General features: G+C 71.3%; 18 protein-coding genes. 11 read left to right on the forward strand and 7 right to left on the reverse strand.

Annotated elements, in window-relative coordinates:
• Positions 1–5: 5 nt before the first annotated feature.
• Together V1457_RS14955 and V1457_RS14960 are read right to left on the reverse strand one after the other, a co-directional pair.
• On the reverse strand, positions 6–845 hold the full coding sequence (locus tag V1457_RS14955) for an SAM-dependent methyltransferase (RefSeq protein WP_200071076.1): 840 nt from the start codon (positions 843–845) through the stop codon (positions 6–8).
• A 69-nt stretch (positions 846–914) separates the two neighbouring features.
• On the reverse strand, positions 915–1,631 hold the full coding sequence (locus tag V1457_RS14960) for a GntR family transcriptional regulator (protein WP_295146124.1): 717 nt from the start codon (positions 1,629–1,631) through the stop codon (positions 915–917).
• Between the two features lie 318 nt (positions 1,632–1,949).
• Here V1457_RS14960 and V1457_RS14965 point away from each other — a divergent pair, with 318 nt between their 5' ends.
• The 9 genes from V1457_RS14965 (at position 1,950) to V1457_RS15005 (ending at position 9,839) form a co-directional block, all read left to right on the forward strand.
• Positions 1,950–3,158, forward strand: coding sequence for an NRAMP family divalent metal transporter (locus V1457_RS14965; RefSeq protein WP_200071078.1), 1,209 nt, complete (start codon positions 1,950–1,952; stop codon positions 3,156–3,158).
• A gap of 26 nt (positions 3,159–3,184) precedes the next feature.
• Positions 3,185–3,955: a LamB/YcsF family protein gene (locus V1457_RS14970; protein ID WP_200071079.1), complete on the forward strand. Its 771-nt coding sequence runs from the start codon at positions 3,185–3,187 to the stop codon at positions 3,953–3,955.
• Between the two features lie 4 nt (positions 3,956–3,959).
• Entirely contained in the window at positions 3,960–4,568 is a 609-nt protein-coding gene (locus V1457_RS14975) for an allophanate hydrolase subunit 1 (RefSeq protein ID WP_338604609.1), read from the forward strand.
• On the forward strand, positions 4,565–5,419 hold the full coding sequence (locus V1457_RS14980) for a biotin-dependent carboxyltransferase family protein (RefSeq protein ID WP_338604612.1): 855 nt from the start codon (positions 4,565–4,567) through the stop codon (positions 5,417–5,419). The genes V1457_RS14975 and V1457_RS14980 overlap by 4 nt, the downstream gene beginning before the upstream one ends.
• A gap of 13 nt (positions 5,420–5,432) precedes the next feature.
• Positions 5,433–6,218, forward strand: a complete 786-nt coding sequence (locus tag V1457_RS14985; protein ID WP_295145013.1) for a putative hydro-lyase — start codon at positions 5,433–5,435, stop codon at positions 6,216–6,218.
• A 141-nt stretch (positions 6,219–6,359) separates the two neighbouring features.
• Entirely contained in the window at positions 6,360–7,220 is an 861-nt protein-coding gene (locus V1457_RS14990; protein ID WP_200071082.1) for an SAM-dependent methyltransferase, read from the forward strand.
• Between the two features lie 66 nt (positions 7,221–7,286).
• Complete coding sequence (locus tag V1457_RS14995; RefSeq protein WP_200071083.1) at positions 7,287–7,751, forward strand: hypothetical protein; 465 nt, start codon at positions 7,287–7,289, stop codon at positions 7,749–7,751.
• 324 nt (positions 7,752–8,075) lie between these two features.
• Entirely contained in the window at positions 8,076–8,654 is a 579-nt protein-coding gene (locus V1457_RS15000; RefSeq protein WP_307850115.1) for a TMEM165/GDT1 family protein, read from the forward strand.
• 147 nt (positions 8,655–8,801) lie between these two features.
• Entirely contained in the window at positions 8,802–9,839 is a 1,038-nt protein-coding gene (locus tag V1457_RS15005; RefSeq protein ID WP_233627735.1) for a trans-acting enoyl reductase family protein, read from the forward strand.
• A gap of 3 nt (positions 9,840–9,842) precedes the next feature.
• Here the strand turns inward: V1457_RS15005 and V1457_RS15010 are convergent, their stop codons facing one another.
• The 3 genes from V1457_RS15010 to V1457_RS15020 form a co-directional block, all read right to left on the reverse strand.
• Positions 9,843–10,394, reverse strand: coding sequence for a VOC family protein (locus V1457_RS15010; protein ID WP_338604620.1), 552 nt, complete (start codon positions 10,392–10,394; stop codon positions 9,843–9,845).
• A 54-nt stretch (positions 10,395–10,448) separates the two neighbouring features.
• A complete protein-coding gene (locus tag V1457_RS15015) occupies positions 10,449–11,597 on the reverse strand; it encodes an alpha/beta hydrolase (protein WP_338604623.1) in 1,149 nt (382 codons plus the stop codon).
• Positions 11,598–11,772: 175 nt separating this feature from the next.
• Positions 11,773–13,290, reverse strand: a complete 1,518-nt coding sequence (locus V1457_RS15020; protein WP_338604627.1) for a peptide deformylase — start codon at positions 13,288–13,290, stop codon at positions 11,773–11,775.
• 243 nt (positions 13,291–13,533) lie between these two features.
• Between V1457_RS15020 and V1457_RS15025 the strand changes: the two genes are divergently transcribed.
• Positions 13,534–14,790, forward strand: a complete 1,257-nt coding sequence (locus V1457_RS15025) for a DegT/DnrJ/EryC1/StrS family aminotransferase (protein WP_338604630.1) — start codon at positions 13,534–13,536, stop codon at positions 14,788–14,790.
• A 130-nt stretch (positions 14,791–14,920) separates the two neighbouring features.
• Here V1457_RS15025 and V1457_RS15030 read toward each other — a convergent pair whose 3' ends face one another.
• Together V1457_RS15030 and V1457_RS15035 are read right to left on the reverse strand one after the other, a co-directional pair.
• Complete coding sequence (locus V1457_RS15030) at positions 14,921–15,523, reverse strand: response regulator transcription factor (protein ID WP_338604633.1); 603 nt, start codon at positions 15,521–15,523, stop codon at positions 14,921–14,923.
• On the reverse strand, positions 15,520–16,662 hold the full coding sequence (locus V1457_RS15035) for a histidine kinase (RefSeq protein ID WP_338604636.1): 1,143 nt from the start codon (positions 16,660–16,662) through the stop codon (positions 15,520–15,522). The genes V1457_RS15030 and V1457_RS15035 overlap by 4 nt, the downstream gene beginning before the upstream one ends.
• Before the next feature lie 211 nt (positions 16,663–16,873).
• On the opposite strand from V1457_RS15035, the gene V1457_RS15040 reads away from it, so the two are divergent.
• Positions 16,874–18,343 carry an alpha/beta hydrolase gene (locus tag V1457_RS15040; protein ID WP_338604639.1) on the forward strand — a complete coding sequence of 490 codons (1,470 nt, stop codon included), beginning with the start codon at positions 16,874–16,876 and terminating at the stop codon, positions 18,341–18,343.
• Positions 18,344–18,446 lie beyond the last annotated feature (103 nt).

Consider the following 18,446-nt stretch of genomic DNA (forward strand, 5'->3'; position numbering starts at 1 on the left):
CGGGCTCAGGGTTTGCGGCCGATGGCGCCCATGATGCAGCGCTGCACGACGCCCGGTTCGACGACCGTCGGTCCGTCCGGCCACCACTCCAGCAGCGGCACCAGACCCTCGGCGGTCGCCGGGCCGGACGGGACGAGCTCCAGCCCGGGCAGCATCTCCGAGATCTGCTCGCGGGAGCGGAAGTGCTCACCGTCGAGGCCCTGCTCCAGCATGACCTCGCGGATGCGCCGCACCATGGCGCCCGCTTCGCCGCCCGGATCCCAGAAGTGGCTCAACGCCACGTACGAACCGGGCGCCAACGCCGCCACGTAGTCGCGCATGATCCCGACCAGGTCCAGGTCGTCGGGCTGGTGGTGCAGGGTCGCGCTCTGGTACAGCGCGATCGGCTGCGACAGGTCCAGATGATCGCGCACCACCGGATCGCCGAAGATCTCTTCCGGCTTGGTGAGGTCGCCTTCGATGTAGCGCACCGAGGCGTCGTCGTCGAGCAGCACGCGGCCGTGCGCGGCCGCCGACGGATCGTTGTCCACGTAGACCACGCGGGCCTCGCGGTCCATCCGGTGCACGACCTCGTGGGTGTTCTCCGCGGTCGGCAGCCCCGCGCCCAGGTCCAGGTACTGCTTGATGCCCGCCCGCTCGGACAGGAACCGGGTGGCCCGGATGTGCCACGAGCGGTTCACCTTCGCCAGCACCCCGGCTTCCGGCACCAGCTCTTCGGTGGCGGCCACCGCGGCCCGGTCGACCTCGAAGTTGTCCTTGCCGCCGAGCGCGTAGTCGTAGCAGCGCGCCACGCTGGGCACGCTCACGTCCACGCGCGGCGGAACCTGGTAACTCTCCCCGACCACAGGTACCTCCCCGGTGTGCTGCGAACGCAGGTGATCATAACCAGCCGTCCGGAGCAGCAGAACCGGCTGTCAGCGGTGGGATTCGTACGCCTGGATCAGGTGGTCCTCCGCGTCGGAGAGGTAGCCGGCCAGGTCGGTGGCGGCGGATTCCAGCTCGTCGCGCGCGACCTTGTCGGCGATGACCCGGTTGCGTTCCACGTATTTCTCGTAGAAGCCGCGGGTGCGTTCCGGGTCGAGGTTGCCGTCCTCGTCGGTGGACATGACGTGGAACGCCAGCCGCAGCTCGGCCAGCAGCCCGGCCATGGCGTCGTTGATCCGGGGGCTGTCGGCGAGCCCGACCAGTGCTTCGTGGAAGCGCATGTTCGCGGTGCCGACCTCCACCCAGTCGCCGTCGCCGGTGGCCCGCTCACCTGCCGCGACCGCCCGGTCCACGGCCTCCACCAGCGACTTCTTGGTGGTCTCGGCGTAGCGGACGGCGCCGACCTCGATGATCCGGCGCAGCCGGTACAGGTCGGTGACATCGGCGGTGGTGGGCTTGCGCACCGAGACGCCCTTGTGCATCTCGTGCACCAGCAGCCGCTCGTGCCCGAGCAGCCGGAACGCCTCGCGCAGGGTGTTGCGCGAGACCCCGAGCGCGTCCTTGGCGCTGACCTCGGAGAGCTGGGTGCCCGGCGGCAGCTCGCCCTGGATGATGCGCTGCCGCAGCAGGTCGGTGACGCGCTCGACGGTGCTGGTGCGTTCGAGCAGGACGCGGTCGGCGGCCAACCGGTCGACCCACTGGGTCATGTGCGCTCCAGACTCGGGCTTGATCGGGAACCGAAAGTTTAACGACGGCGCCGCGGAACGTAGGGACGTCCGACGACCGAACGATACGCGCAGCTCAAGCCGCACCCCGACCGCCTCCGTGGGATTGTTGAACGATCGAACGTTCTACATGGGAAACGTGGATATGTTCTCAAGTCCTATTGATCCCGAGGTGAACGAGCCCTATCGTGTTCCCACCGCCGGGACGGCGGCACACCACGCCGGGGAAAGCCCAGCGCACGGCATTTGGGCAGGGTCCGCCCGGGCAGGGAACCCGCAGTGCAGCGGGAGGGGAGCGCAATGAGCGACACCAAGACGACCGGCGTCAACCGCGGCGCGCTGATCGGGGCGGTCTTCCTGATGGCCACCAGCGCCATCGGCCCCGGTTTCATCACTCAGACCACCGAGTTCACCGTGCAGCTCGGCGCCGCGTTCGCGTTCGCCATCCTGCTGTCGGTGCTGATCGACGTGGCCGTGCAGCTCAACGTGTGGCGCGTCATCGGGGTCTCCGGGATGCGGGCGCAGGACCTCGGCAACCGGGTGCTGCCCGGGCTCGGTTACGCGATGGCGGCGCTGGTGGTCTTCGGCGGGCTGGTGTTCAACGTCGCCAACGTCGCGGGCACCTCGCTCGGACTCGATGCGCTGTTCGGACTGGACGCCAAGATCGGCGGCGCGCTCTCCGCGCTGGTCGCCATCGGCATCTTCCTGAGCAAGCGGGCCGGTGTGGCGATGGACCGGATCGTGGTCGTGCTCGGCGTGGTCATGATCGGGCTGACCAGCTACGTCGCCGTCGTGTCCGGGCCGCCGGTGGGGCAGGCGCTGCGGCAGGCGGTGCTGCCGGACACCGTCGACTTCCTGTCCATCACCACGCTCATCGGCGGGACCGTCGGCGGCTACATCACCTATGCGGGCGCGCACCGGCTGGTCGACGCCGGGGTTACCGGACCGGAGCGTATCGTCGAGGTCAGCCGCAGTTCGGTGTGGTCGCTGCTGGTCACCGGGCTGATGCGGGCGGTGCTGTTCCTCGCGGTGCTCGGCGTCGTGGCCTCCGGGGTGTCGTTGAGCGCCGCGGGCAACCCGACCGCGGCGGCGTTCGGGCACGCCGCGGGCGAGGTCGGCGTGCGGATGTTCGGCATGATCCTGTGGGCGGCCTCGATCACCTCGGTCGTCGGTGCGGCCTACACCTCGGTGTCGTTCCTGGTGACCTTCTCGCCCGCGCTGCAACGCCGCCGCACCTGGCTGGTCGTCGCGTTCATCGCGGTGTCCACGGCGGTGTTCCTGCTGCTGAACCAGGCACCGACGACCCTGCTGGTGCTGGCCGGTGCGCTGAACGGGCTGATCCTGCCGGTCGGGTTCGGCGTGCTGCTGTGGGTGGGCGCGCGGCGCCGCGACCTGCTCGGCGGGTACCGCTACCCGCGCTGGCTGCTGGTGATCGGGGTGCTGGCCTGGCTGCTGTCGCTGTACTTGGGCATCAACTCGCTCAGCGGCATCGCCGGGCTCTGGCAGTGAGCGGGCGTCCCGGGAGAGGAGCGGACATGCGGATCGACTTGAACTCCGACCTGGCCGAGGGCTTCGGCCGTTGGGAACTCGGCGACGACGCGGCGCTGCTGGCCGTGGTCACCAGCGCGAACGTGGCCTGCGGGTTCCACGCCGGGGATCCTTCGGTGATCCGGCGGGCGTGCGCGGAGGCCGCCGCGCGCGAGGTCGCCGTGGGGGCGCAGGTCGGCTACCGGGATCTGGCCGGGTTCGGCAGGCGGTTCATCGACGTGCCGCCGCGGGAACTCACCGACGAGGTGCTCTACCAGCTGGCCGCGCTGGACGGCCTCGCCCGCGTCGAAGGCACCGAGGTCACCTACGTCAAACCGCACGGCGCGCTCTACAACGCGATCGTGCGGGACGAGCAGCAGGCCGCCGCGGTGGTCGACGCGGTGACCGCCTACGACCGGAACCTCGCCGTCCTCGGGCTGCCCGGCTCGAAGTGGCTGGAACTGGCGGAGTCGGCGGGTCTGCGCACCGTGCGCGAAGCCTTCGCCGACCGCGCCTACACCCCGCAGGCCACGCTGGTGTCCCGCCGCGAACCCGGTGCCGTGCTGCACGATCCGGACGCCATCGCGCAGCGCTGCCTGCGGCTGGCGAACGGCGAACCGATCGAGGCGGTCGACGGCAGCGAGGTCGCCGTGCACGCGCAGTCGATCTGCGTGCACGGCGACAGCCCCGGCGCGGTGGTGATCGCCGAAACCCTGCGGGACCGGCTGCTGGCCCAAGGCGTCGAGCTGGCGCCGTTCGCCCCGACCAGGGTCGGGTGAGCCGATGCGGACGATGCGCTGCGCGGACTCCGGTCTGCTCGTCGAACTCGACGGCCTGCGCGAGGTGCAGGCGCTCTACGGCGCGCTGACCCGGGCCGCCCCGGAAGGCGTGCTCGACGTCGTGCCCGCCGCGCGGACGCTGCTGCTGCACTTGAAGGCCGGCGCGGACATCGCCGAGGTCGAACGCGCCGTGCGGGAGACGCGACCGGCGGATTCCCAGCCCGACGACGGCGGCCTGCTGCGCGTTCCGGTGGTCTACGACGGCGAAGACCTGGCCGAGGTGGCGAAGCTGACCGGCCTCACCGAGCGCGAGGTGGTCGAGGCGCACACCGACTTCCCGTGGACGGTCGCGTTCGGCGGCTTCGCCCCGGGGTTCGGCTACCTCACGGGCGGCTCGCCGAAGCTGGCGGTGCCGCGGCGCACCGAGTCGCGCACCTGCGTGCCCGCGGGTGCGGTCGGGCTCGCGGGCGAGTTCAGCGGCATCTACCCGCGCGAATCCCCCGGTGGCTGGCAGCTGATCGGCCGCACCGACGTGGAGATCTGGCGGCTCGACCGGGATCCGCCCGCGCTGCTGCGGCCCGGTGTGCGGGTGCGGTTCGAGGAGGCCGGATGATCGAGATCGAGCGGACCGGTCCGCTGGCCACGGTGCAGGACCTGGGCAGGCCCGGTCACGGCGGGATCGGAGTCGGCGTTTCCGGAGCCGCCGATCGGGGTTCGCTGAAGCTGGCGAACCGGCTGGTCGGCAACGACGAGGCCGCGGCGGCGCTGGAGATCACCTTCGGCGGCTTCCAGCTGCGCGCGCACCACGCCATGACGCTGGCGGTCACCGGAGCATCTTGTCCGGTCGTGGTGGACGGCAGGCCCGAACCGGTGAACGCAGTGCTGCGGGTGCGCGCCGGGCAGCGCGTGCGGCTCGACGCACCGGAAGCCGGATTGCGCAGCTACCTCGCGGTGCGCGGCGGGATCGCCGTGGAACCGGTGCTGGGGTCGCGGTCCACCGACCTGCTCTCCGGGCTCGGGCCTGCCCGGCTCGCCGAGGGCACGACGCTGGCCATCGGGCACGCGCACTGCCGGATCCCGCAGGTCGACGTGGCGCCGATGCCCGCCGAACCGGCCGGCGACCTGGAGCTGGCGGTCTCGCTCGGGCCGCGCGCGGACTGGTTCACCGACGCCGCGGTCGAGGCGCTGCTCGGCGAACCGTTCGAGGTGGCCCCGCAGAGCAACCGGGTCGGGATGCGCCTGAACGGCCCGGAGCTGACCCGCGCGCGCACCGACGAACTGCCCAGCGAAGGCATGGTGGTGGGGTCGTTGCAGGTCCCGCCGTCCGGGCGGCCCACGCTGTTCCTCGCCGACCACCCCGTGACCGGCGGCTACCCGGTGATCGCGGTGTTGCCCGCGGCCGAGGTCGATCGCGCGGCGCAGGCCCGGCCGGGCCGCAAGCTGCGCTTCCGCCGGGTTCGTTGAGAGGAGACGACGGTTGCGGACCGAATCGAAGGAGCTGAGCCCGCAGCAGGCGAGAGCGCAGTTCCGCGCCGGCCTGCGGGTGCCCACGTCGGGGTTCTGCGCGGGCTGGACGCAGGCGAACCTGATCACGCTGCCGCGCGAGCACGCCTACGACTTCCTGCTGTTCGCCCAGCGCAACCCGAAGTCGTGCCCGGTGCTGGACGTGACCGAGCCGGGCGGGACCGCGGCGCGGCTCTTCGACGGCGACCTGCGCACCGACCTGCCCGCCTACCGGATCTACCGGGACGGCGAACTGGTCGAGGAACGCGACGAGGTCACCGGGCTGTGGCGGGACGACCTGGTGTCGTTCCTGGTCGGCTGCAGCTTCACCTTCGAGGCCGCGCTGATCGAGGCGGGCGTCCCGGTCCGGCACCTGGACCAGGACCGCAACGTGCCGATGTACCGCACCGATCAGGAATGCCGCCCGGCGGGTGCGCTGTCCGGGCCGCTGGTGGTGTCGATGCGGCCGATGCCCGCCGATCAAGTGGCAACGGCGGTGCGGATCACGTCGCGCTATCCGGCAGTGCACGGCGCGCCGGTGCACATCGGCTCGCCCGCGGACATCGGCGTGCGCGACTTGGACGCGCCGGACTTCGGGGAGCCGGTGGAAGTCCGGCCCGGCGAGGTGCCGGTGTTCTGGGCGTGCGGCGTGACGCCGCAGGCGGCGGTGATGCGGTCCAAGCCGTCGCTGGCGATCGGGCACGCGCCAGGGCACATGGCGATCACCGATGCGCGGGACGGCGAATACCTGGTGCCTTGAGGCGGTGCCGGGACATCGCGGCCGGGACATCGCGGCGCGGATGCCCGCCTTCCCGATGCGGGAACTCGTTTTTCCCGGTTTTCGCTGTCCACGATCGTCGCGCCGATCTACGCTGGGGGCTCGCCGATTCTGGGGGCGTTTATGCAAGGATCCGACGCGGGCGGTGCGCTCGCCGGAGCGGAGCTTCCGCAGCGGCCGTCGATCGCGCGGATCTTCGACTACTACCTCGGCGGCAGCAGCCACTTCGAGGTCGACCGGGGCACCGCCGAAGACCTCACCGCCGTGCTGCCGAACCTGCGCGGGCACGTGCTTGCGGTGCACGGCTTCCTGCGGCGGGCGGTGCGCTACCTGGTGTCCAGCGGTATCGACCAGTTTCTCGACCTCGGAACCGGGCTGTCGACGACCGGGGACGTGCACGGCGCCGCGCAGCGGGCCGATCCTTGCGCGCGAGTGGCCTACGTCGACGCGGATCCGGTGACCGTGCGGCTCGCCGAACGGCAGCTGCACGACGTGCGCGGGGTGACCGTGACCGAGGCGGACCTGCGCCAACCGGCCAGCGTGCTCACCGCTCCCGGAGTGACCTCGGTGCTGGACTTCACCCGGCCGGTCGGGGTGCTCGCGGTGGCCGCGCTGCCGTTCATCACCGACGACGCCGAGCTGACCGGGGTGGTCGCCGCTTACCGGGACGCCTGCCCGGTGCACAGCGCGCTGGTGCTCTCGCACCTCTCGCCGGTGACCGCCACCCCGGCGCAGATCTCCGCGTTCGGACCCGTCGCCGCGCGGGTCGGGGCCACCCCGGCGTGGCGGTCGCCGGAGGATTTCCGCTCCTTGCTGGACGGATACGAGATCGTGGAACCGGGGCTGGTGCACACGACGAAATGGCGTCCCGAATTGGATGACGCGGCGGGTTTTCCGGTGGAAGCGGGCGCGGACACCTATTCGGCGGTGGGGCAGCTCGCTTCCCGGGAATCCACCGGGCCGCTCCGGCTCACCCTTCCGTGATCCCGGCCGACACGCCGACGAATGTTGTCCCGTTGACGGCGGTGTTCCGCTTCTAACGTCGTCGGCATGGATTTTCACGACGAACAGCGAGTGGGTGCGCACACCTACGGGATAACTGCGGGCACCGTGGCGGCGGAAAGCGGCCGTGCTCCGGCGGTGCGGATGCGGTTCACGGGATCGGACGCGGACGGCGTGGTCGTGTCCGAAGGCGACTTGACGATCACGGTCGACGAGCTGGCCGATGCCGGCGCGTTCCTGGGGCGGACGCTGGCCGGGTTGGCCGCGTTCCACGGGCGGCGGCCGCGAAAGCCGCGGGGAGCTGCGATGCACGCGGGCAGGCCTTGGTCGTCTGAGCACGGTGCGCGGTTGCGGTCGCGATGGCTGGACGGTGCGGCGGGGACTCCGGCGAGCACCGTGCTGGCCGAGCTGGCCGCCGAGCTGGGGCGCACCAGCAGCGCGGTGCGCGCCCAGCTGCCGCGCGTCGGCTGCGACCCCGACGTGCCGGGCAGGGAATTGCCGAACGGCCCGTAGCAAGTCGTTCGGATCGCCTGGAAATTGCGTCTGGGATTGCCGAAAAAGCAGGTTGCGGCACGGCGAAAGAGCCGTTTGGGGAAGAGGTGGTAATTGATTCGACGACTCGAGTTGGGGTGCACGCCTTGATTGTTCCGCGTGCGCCGGTAACCTTGTGGGCAGAAGGGGAGTAGCCCTCAATTCCGTGGTCGACACACTGGCGGCGAAGACGCGCCCGGGCACGGAGCCTCGCCGAATTCGGGCGGGCGGGCGAGACCTTCGATCCGGTACACGCCGGGTCGAAGGCTGCGCGCCTCCGGTCCGGCCGAGCAAGAGGGGTACGACGTGTTCACGAGCCTCGCGGTGAGTTCCGCGGCGATCTTCGTCGCCGAACTCGGGGACAAGTCCCAGCTGATGGCCATGACCTTCGCCACCAGGTTCCGCGCATGGCAGGTGCTGGTGGGCATCAGCCTGGCCACCGCGATCGTGCACCTGGCCTCGGTGGGGCTCGGCTTCGGCATGGGCGAACTGCTGCCGACCGAGTGGATCGGCCTGGTCGCCGGTGTCGCCTTCCTCGGCTTCGCGGCGTGGACGGTGCGCGGCGACCACCTCACCGAGCAGGACAAGAGCCGCGCGTCGCGCACCGCCCGATCCGCGGTCGTCGCGGTCACCGTGGCGTTCCTGCTGGCCGAGCTCGGCGACAAGACGATGCTCGCCACGGTCACCCTCGCCTCGCAGCACGACTGGCTCGGCACCTGGATCGGCTCGACGGTCGGCATGGTGCTGGCCGACGCGCTGGCCATCGGCGTCGGCCTGCTGCTGGGCAGGCACCTGCCGGACCGCGTCATCCGCTACGGCGCGGCGGCGCTGTTCGTGCTGTTCGGCGGCTGGCTCATCGTCGAATCCGCGCTCGCGCTGGCGTGACCGTCCGGCTGCGCGGCCGGTGAGTTCGCCTGCGACGGCCGCCGCCGGGAACTGCGCAGCGCGGCGGGTGAGCCAGGCAACCCGTTACGGGTGCGCGACGTGTTCGTTGGTCGGGCAGTAGCGGTGCTAGGAGGCTGCGTGACCTGGATGATCTACGGCGCTACCGGCTACACGGGCCAGCTCGTGGCGCAGCGCGCGATCGAGCGCGGGCAGCGGCCGCTGCTGGCCGGGCGGGACGCCGAGAAGGTCGCCAAGGTGGCCACCCCGCTGGGGCTGCCGCACCGGGTGTTCGACTTGCGCGACGGCGCGGGCGTGGCCGAGGCGCTCGGCGACGTCGACGTGGTCGCGCACTGCGCGGGACCGTTCTCGGCGACCTCGGCGCCGATGGTCGACGGGTGCCTGCGCACCGGGACGCACTACCTGGACGTCACCGGTGAGGTCGATGTCTTCGAGTCGGTGTTCGCGCGTCACGACGAGGCGCGGCGGGCGGGCGTGGTGCTGCTGCCGGGCTCCGGTTTCGACGTGGTGCCGACCGATTGCCTGGCCGCGCTGGTCGCCGCCGAGCTGCCCGCAGCGACCGAGCTGGACCTGGCGTTCCAGGCCAGCGGCGGGATCAGCGGCGGCACCATGAAGAGCGCGCTGGAAGGCGCGGCGATGGGCGGCCGGGCGCGGGTGGGCGGTTCGCTGCGGACCGTGCCGATGGGCTGGCGGCGCCGCGAAGTCCCGTTCCCGTCCGGGCACCGCACGGTGACCTCGCTGCCGTGGGGCGACGTGAGCACCGCTTTCCGCAGCACGGGGATCGGCGACATCACCACGTTCGCGCGCCTGCCGGGGCTGGACCGGGTCGGGCCGCGCGCCTCGGCGTTCGGGCGGGTCGTGCTGGGCAAGCCGGTGGCGCAACGCATCGGCAAGGCCGTGATCGGTTCGCTGGTGCGCGGACCGGGCACTGCGCAACGCAGCAAGAGCTGGGTGGAGGTCTACGCGGAGGCCCGCGACGGGCAGGGGCGCAGCGCGTCCGCCGCGTTGATCGGGCCGGACACCTACGACTTCACCGCGGACTCGGTGCTGCGCACGGTCGACGGGTTGCTCGCGGGCGGCGTCGAGGCCGGTGCGCACACCCCGTCGACCGCGTTCGGTGCCGAGTTCGTCCGCCGGCTGCACGGAATCCGGGTCATCGGACCCTGATCTTCAGAGTTCCGGCAGCACCCGCAGCATTCCGGTGGTGGGACCGCCGAGCTTGAACTCCAGGTACGGGCCCGTCCGCGCCGTCGAGTGCAGTGCGATCAGGGCGGGGTCGCGCCGGACGACCTGCAATCCGGCGGAGACCCACCGCGCGGAGTCGGCCGAAGGGTCGGACGAACCCACCACCACCGAAGCCACCGGCCCGGTGTCCACATCGGACTGCCTGGGTTCGAGCAGGCGGAGTTCGTTGCCCGCCGGGTCGGTCATCTCCTGGTACGGGACGTCTTCGCCCTCATCGGTGAACCGCGCTCCGGCGTTGAACAACCGCAGCAGCGTGTCGCGCTGGTGCTCGTAGGATTCGCTGCGCAGCTCCAGGTGCACGGCGTTCTTGCCCGCCTTGTCCGCCTCCGAGGCCGCGAACCGCAGCTCGACGCCGGGGCCGGTGGGCCGCACGACGTCGTCCGGGCCGACCGTCCACCGCAGCACGTGCGCCCACCAGTGCGCCAGCCGCTGCGGCTTGGGCGCGGCGAACTCGACGGTGAACCCGGTGCCGGTCATGAGCCCGGAGGTTAAGCCCTGCTGTTGAACTTGTCTTGCGGGAGAGGCCGGTCGTCAGGCCGCGGAGGCCACCTGCCGCGGCCCGGTCACGGCAGCACCGAGGGCGCTCCGCAGCGCGCGAGCGGCCAGCTGGCGGCGCACCGAACGCGGCGAGAGCTCCGCGAGCAGCCAGCCCACCGCAGCGGGCAGCACCCGCGGCAACCGTTCCGCAGCGCAATGCCCGGCATCGGCGACCAGCCACACCACCGCCTCCGGCCGGTCGCCCAGCGCCGTGGTGTCCCGCAACGGGATGTAGGGGTCGTTGCTGCCGTTGATCGCCAGCAGCGGGCAGCGCCCGATCGAACTCAGCAGGCCCTGCCTGCGCAGCGAGAACTCCTGCGAGAACCGGTTCGACTCGGCGCGGTGCGGCAACTGGTCCAGCCCGAGCGCGTTGCCGATGATCCCGGCCATCCCGCCGGGCAACCCGAGCACGTCCACCGCCGAACCGTTCGCGCCCACCGGCCCGCCGACCTCGATCGCCGCGTCCACCCGCCCGGTCAGTGCGAGCTTCGCGGCCCAGTGCCCGCCGAAGCTCAACCCGAGCATCGCCGTTCGCACGCAACCGGTGCGTTCCGCGAGCCGCCGAGCAGCCCCGGCCAGCACCAGATCCGAGTCCGCGGCCAGCGTTACCCGCGACTCACCGGTCCCCGGCATGTCGACCGCGGCCACGGTCAACCCGGTGCACAGCGAGATCGCCAGCGCGATGCGATGCAGCTCGATCTTCCAGGTGTCCACCCCGCCGCACAGCAGCAGCAACTGGTCGCTGACCGCGCGGGGGCGCCGGTACACGTGCGCGACCACGCTGGTGGGCTCGCCACGGTACGGCACCTCCACCGCGTAGCGGCGGAACGTCACCGGGAGGCACGCCGAGGCGTGCCGGAAGCACTCCAACTGCCGCTGGTAGGCGTCGTGCCGATCCGAGGTGGCCAGGCAGGGGAAACGAGCCGCGCCCCAGCACGCCGCGGCGCGCGCCCACTCCTTCGCGGACTCGGCGTGCCTGGCCTCGGAGGCCCACACCGGGACCCAGCCGCTGCGTCCGCGGCCCCACACGTCGTCGATCCGCTCGCTCGCGCGTGCGACCACGTGCGCGGGGACTCCCCAAGCGCGGAACTGGCGGGCTCGTTCGGCGAACAGCTCCGTCGCCTGCACGGGAAAGGTGAACATGCCGCCTCGCCTCCCTGGTTCGGCCGCGGATACGGCGTGCGCAGGGAAAAACCGCCCGCGGTGAGCCCGATGGTGACGCACCGCGCCGCACCGGCCAAGGATCAGCCGCGCACGCAACCCCAATGTACGTGCGCATTCGTGCGTTGATCTCGCACGGTGCCTCCGTGCGGGTGGCTCAGCCCTCGGCCGGGTAGTGCCAGTTCGCCCCGCTGCCGCGGTACTGCTCGACCGGGATCGGGTGCACCTCCGGCAGCAGGTGGTCCAGGCACAGCACGCCGCAGAGGTGGTCCACCTCGTGCGCGACCAGCCGCGCGATGCCGCGCTCGAAGATGGTGATCCGCCGCTCGCCGCTGATGTCCTGGTGCTCCACGTGCACCACCAGCGGCCGCGGGACCAGGCAGCGCACGTCGAAGAAGCTCAGGCAGCCCTCGTACTGCTCGTCGCCCTGCTCGCTCGACTCGATGATCCGCGGGTTCAGCAGCGTGATCAGGTCGTCGCTGCCGGGCGGGCGCACGATCGCGGCGGCCCGCTCGATGCCGATCTGCGGCGCGGCGATCCCCATTCCTTTGCCGAAGGTGTGCGCCTTGGCGATCCGCTGCGTCGCCGCGTGCAGCTCGTTGATCACCCGGCGGGCGTCCTCGGCCTCCGCGGGCAGCGTGAACGGCCGGGAGGGCCTGCGCAGCATCGGATCGCCTTCCTGCACGATGCCCAGCGCGGTCATCGTCTCGCTCGGTTTCGGTGGCCCGGAGCGCGCCGCGCGCACGTGATTGCGGAAATGCCATTCCAGCCGGTAGCGGGCGTGCATTGGCGGATCTTCGGTGGACCACGAGTAGATCGTGCGGTCGTCGTCGTACCGGGTCTCGACCGCGGTCTGGAACGGCATGGACTCCGCGGTCATCGAGGTGTGCAGCCCCCACACCGCCGGGTCCAGATCGGTCGGGAAGTCCAAGGTCACCGATAATCGCCGGGTCGGCAGTCGCACCGCGCGCCGGAACCAGTGGCCCCACTTGTCGTCGCTGACCGTGTAGGTGTACTCGATCCACGCGCTTTCGCCGGGATACAGCGGAAATCGGCCGGAGTCGTTGGCGAACAGCAGCCACACCTCCTTGAAGGCGTCCCGGTCGTGCTGCACGCTCCAGCGCATCGGTTCCTGGCGCTGGTCCCCGTACCACGCCTGAAGATCGACTTCTTCCCAGGTCAGCGGGTTGTCCCGGTAGAGCTGGTTGGAGCGCTCCGGATCGCCGGGAAAGCGGTCCACCGAGATCCGGATCAGGTAGCGGGTGATCGGCTGCTGACCGTTGTTGACCAGAAGTCGCCGCATGGTGGCGCGGTAGGAACCGTTGTCGTAGAACAGTTCGGCGTGATCGTGCTCGACCACCAGACCGCCGGCGGGTTCCACCGGTGCCGGGGGAGCGGGTGGCGGCTTGCGCGGCGCCGGAACCGCGTTCTGCTCCCGCCAGGCCCGGCGCAGCGAGCCACCGGCGTTCAGGGCGCCGTCGGCGGCCTGGGCGAACTCCCGGGAAGCGTGCTCGCCGCCGCTCTCCACCTTCGACACGTACGACCGGCTGTAGCCCATCTCCCGCGCCAGCGCCGAGCGCGAGAGTCCCCGCACATCCCGCCACCTGCGGAATTCGGCCACGAACACGTCCTGCTGCTGCGCCGCGTCGAAGTCCGCTTTCGGTTGGCCGGTCATGAGGACCCCATCGCCGTCGCGTCCGGGCGTGCGTGTGCGTGAACGCACCGTGAGCAGTTGCTCAGACTACGCGCACACCAGGGGTCCGAGGTTCGATCGAACTCGGGTTCCAGAACGTCGGCGGCAATTTCACGCAGATGGCGGGTAGCTGATCGGACCATGTCAACCGAAGTCTTTGTTTGCACAACGAGTGCGTGTTCATCGGACGCGTCCCGGTGGCGCCGCGCGGAAGGGGCTGATCACGTGAGCAGCCCGCTGGCCATCCACGGTGGGCCTCCGGTGCTGCGGACCATGGCGCCGCAGGTGCCGTGGCCGCCGATCGACATCAACACCGCCGTCGCGGTCACCGCCCAGCTCTACAACGCGGTGTCGCTGCCTGGCCGCACCGGTGTGGTCGCCGAGCTGGAGATCAGACTCGCGGAGTTCTTCGGCGTGCGCCACGCGGTCGTCACCTCGTCCGGCACCGCGGCGCTGCACTCCGCCTACGCGGCGCTCGGCCTCGCCGACGGTGACGAGGTGATCGTGCCCGCCTACACCTCGCACGCCACCGCCACGCCACTGCTGCACCTGCGGGCGAAACCGGTGCTGGTCGACTGCGACGAGCTCGGCAACCTCGACCCGGAACGGGTGCGAGCGGCGATCACTCCGTTCACCAAGGCCATCGTCGCCACGCACATGTGGGGCGTGCCCGCGCGCATCGAAGCGCTCGCCGACCTCGCCCGGCAGCACGGCATCGCGCTCGTGGAGGACGGTTCGCACGCGCACGGTGCGGCGATCGGCGGCCAGCGGATCGGCACGTTCGGCAGCATCGCCGCGTTCAGCACGGGCGGGTCGAAACCGCTTTCCGGTGGGGAGGGCGGTTTCGTGCTCACCGATGATGATGATTTGTACTACCGGGTGCTGTTGCACGGCCAGGACGGCAGCCGCTGCCGCAGCGAGATCCCGATCGACCACCCGCTGCGCAGGTACGCCCTCACCGGCACCGGCCTCGCGCACCGGATGCATCCGCTGGCCGCGGCGCTGACGCTCGGCCAGCTCGGCGAACTGGACCGGCGGCTCGGCGGCCGCAGGCAGATCGCCGCCCGCGTGATCACCGAGCTGCGCGAACTGCCCGGGATCTCGGTGCCCGAGGTGCCCGGCCGCTACGCGCCGTCCTGGTACGCCGTGCCGCTGCTGCACCGGCCGGAGGAACTGGGCGGATTGCCGGTGGACGCGCTGGTCGCCGCGTTGCGCGCGGAAGGCTGCTTGGAAGTGGACCATCCGCGGGCACCGCGGCCGCTGAACGAGCACCCGCTGTTCGACGCGCCGAACCGGTTGTTCCCGAACCTCCCGGAGGGCTGGCCGCGCTACCGGCCGGGGCAGTATCCGCGGGCGGAGCGCAGGCATCGCAACACGCTCACGCTGAAGGTGCCGCACAACGACCCGGAACTGGCCGACGGCTACATCCGCGCGTTCCGCAAGGTGATCACCCACCACCGCACGCTGATCGGCCCGGACTAGCCTCGATCGCCCAGCCGCCCGCCACGAGCGGGCACCCGCTGCTGTTGAGATGCCTGCTGCTCGGATCCACTGAGGACAGTCGCGCGCTCTGCCGGTTCGCTTCGTCGACGGCCCAGCGGCGCGCGGGAGGCTAGAGCCAGTCGTGTTCGCGGGCGTAGCGGGCGGCTTCGTGGCGGGTGCGGGTCTGGGTTTTCTGCATCGCGTTCGAGAGGTAGTTGCGGACCGTTCCCTCCGCGAGGTGCAGCCGAGCGGCGGTGTCGGCGGCGGAGAACCCGTCGCGGGTGGCGCGCAGGACGTCGAGCTCGCGGTCGGTGAGCGGGCAGTCGTCGACGACGGCGAGCGCGGAGACCTCCGAGTCGATCCAGCGCTTGCCCGCGTGCAGCGTCTTGATCACCGAGGTGATGTGCGCGGGTTCGGCCGACTTGCTGACGAAGCCCTGCACGCCGAGCTTCAGCGCCTTGCGCAGCACGCCGGGCCGGGCGTGGCGGGTGAGCATGAGGACCACCTGCTGCGGCCGCGCCCTGCGGATCTCGGCGACGGCGCCGAGCCCGTCCACCCGCGGCATCTCCAGATCGATCACCAGCACGTCCGGCTCGTGCCGCAGCGCGGCGGCCACCGCGGATTCGCCGTCCTCGGCCTCCGCGAGCACGGTGATCTCGCCCTCCAGCGGTAGCAGGGCCGCCAATGCTTTGCGCAGCAAGGCTTCGTCGTCGGCTAGCACCACCGTGGTCATCGGTTCTCCTTCCGAGCAGGCCGGGCGGGGAAGGTCGCCGTGGTCCGGAACCGGCCGTCCCGCCGGGAGACCTCCAGCTCGCCGCCGTTGTCCGCGAGGCGTTGGCGCAGCGTGGAAAGCCCGCTCAGTTCCGGCGGCCCGGTCTCGTGCGCGCCGTCGTTGACGATGGTGATCCCGGAGGCCGACAGCGTGATCCGCACCTGGCGCGCTTGGGCGTGGCGCAGGATGTTGGTCGTCGTCTCGCGCAGGACCTGGCCGAGCAGTTCCCCCGCGTGCGGATCGGCGTCGGCTTCGCGGTCGATGTGCACGAAGATTCCCGCGGCCTCGAAGAGGTTCTTCGCGTTCTCCAGCTCCGCGGACAGGTTCAGCTGCCGCTGGGCGTGGGCGAGTTCCTTGGTCTGCGCAATGGTGTCGCCGACCAGGGCGTGCACCTCGCCCAGTTCCTCGCGTGCCCGGCCGGGATCGCGGTCGAGCAGCTTCTCGGCGAGCGCGACCTTCAGCTTGACCACGTGCAGGGTGTGGCCCTGGATGTCGTGCAGGTCGCTGGCGAACCGCATCCGCTCCCGCATGACCGCCAGCTCCGCCTCGCGCTGCCTGGACTGCTCACGCTCGACGATCAGGTCGGAGAACTTCTGGTTGAGCAACGCGAACACGGTCGCCACCGGGACGGTGAGCAGCGGGACCACGACGTACTGGAAGACGCGTCCGCCCGGGTCGTCGCCGAACACGAGCAGATTCGTCGAGCCCAGCGCGGCGATGAACACGCACAGCCCGGAAAGGGTCGCGAGCCGGCGGCGGGGCAGCTGCGGGATCAGCAACGACACCACGACGCAGATGCCGTAGACCGCGGCGGAGCTGTCCGTCAGCGCCCCGGCCAGCCAGGTGGCCGCGGTCACGACCAGGCAAGGCCGGGCGACGCGGCGGGAATCGTCCGCGGTCCAGCGCTCGGCCAGCACCAACGCGGCCGCCATTCCCACGAGCTGGAGGACGACGTGTCCCCACGAGCGTGCGGTGAACGCCAGGAACACGCCGACGACGATCAGCGGCGGGAGCGTCGAGAACAGGTTCAGCGAGCGCACCCGGTCCTGCACGGCACGGCCGGTCCAGGTCCGGCGGTCCACCGGCAGCGCGGTTGGCATGGTCCTCCGAGGTCGGGCGGTTCCCTGCCGATCATCTCTGCCGCACCGGGTCCCCACCAGTGACGTCACGTCAGGTCTCGGTGGCCAGGAACGTCACGGCGCATCGGTGACGCCGCCGCACTACTGCGCGGGCGCGGATCTCGCTGGAATCGGGCAGCACGACGGGATCGACGACCTGGCGGTGGTTCTCCCACCGCGGAAAGGAAATCCGATGCGAAAACTTGCGCTGCCGGTGGCCTTCGCCGCCGTCGCCGCGGCGACCGCGGTGCTGGTCCCGGCGGTGTCCGCCGCGCCTGCGGCCCCGGAGGAGCTGAACTGGGGGCCGTGCCCGGACACCGGCATCCCGACGCCGGACCTGGAATGCACGACGGTGCAAGTGCCCCTGGACTACGCGGATCCGGACGGCCGCAAGATCGACCTCGCGATCTCGCGGCTGCCGAGCAAGAACCCGGACAAGCGACGCGGCGTGCTGCTGACCAATCCGGGCGGTCCCGGCGGTGCGGGCCTGAACTACCCGCAGCTGCTGACGAACCCGGCTTTCCCGGCGCCGCTGCCGCAAGGCGTGCGCGAGCAGTACGACGTGATCGGCATCGACCCGCGCGGCGTCGGGCACAGCGACCCGGTGACCTGCGACCTGACACCGGAGCAGCTGGCGATCGGCAACCTGCCGTACGCGAACGGCCCGGCGGACGTCGTGCGGCAGGCGGAGGTCGCGAAGGCGGAAGCCAGGCAGTGCGCGGATTCCGCGACCGGATCGATGCTGCCGCACATGACCACGGCGAACACCGCGCGGGACATGGACCGGGTCCGCGCGGCGCTCGGTGAGTCCAAGGTGTCCTACCTCGGCGCGTCGTACGGGACGTACCTGGGGGCGGTCTACACGACGATGTTCCCGCAGCGCAGCGACCGGTTCGTGCTGGACAGCAACCTCGGCCCGGGCGGCTACGACATCGAAGCGATGCGCGGCTTCGGCCGCGGCATGCAGGACCGGTTCCCGGACTTCGCGGAGTTCGCCGCCGCGCACCCGGAGCACGGGCTGGGCACGACTCCTGCCGAGGTGACCGCCAAGTACCACGAGCTGGCCGACCGGCTGGACCGGAATCCTGTCGCGGGCTACGACGGATCGATCTTCCGCGGCATGACGTTCACCTTGTTGTACAACGACGATCTGGGCACGTTGGCGCAGGGGTGGCGCGCCCTCGATCACGGCGAGGACCCGAAGCTGCCGGGTGGCGTCCCGACCGCGACGGACAACGTCATGGCCGCGCGGTTCGCCGTGGTCTGCGGCGAGTCGGATTGGCCGCGGTCGGTGCAGAGCTACCAGCGGGACGTGGCGGTCGACCGGAAGCGGTACCCGCTGATCGGCGCGGCCGCCGCGAACATCTCGGCGTGCGCGTACTGGTCGAAACCGGCGGCAGAGCCCCAGGTGCGGATCACCGACCGCGGCCCGTCGAACGTCCTCATGGTGCAGAACGAGCGGGACCCGGGAACACCGCTGGCCGGCGCCCGCGAGCTGCGCTCGGCGCTCGGCGACCGCGCCCGGATGGTGACGGCCGATCAGGGCGGGCACGGCGTCTACGTGTTCGGGGCCAACCAGTGCGCGAACAACGCGGTGAACGACTTCCTGGTCACCGGTGCGCGACCCGAGCAGGATTCCTCCTGCGCGGCGGAATCCCGCTGAACGAGCTCGGACGAAACCCGGCCGATCGCCATCCGCGGTCGGCCGGGTTCGCGTTCGGCGGCGAGTCCGCACGCGGAACCGGAGCCTGTCGGGCGGGGCGTGC

It is taken from the genome of Saccharopolyspora sp. SCSIO 74807 (assembly GCF_037023755.1).
Lineage (GTDB): Bacteria > Actinomycetota > Actinomycetes > Mycobacteriales > Pseudonocardiaceae > Saccharopolyspora_C > Saccharopolyspora_C galaxeae.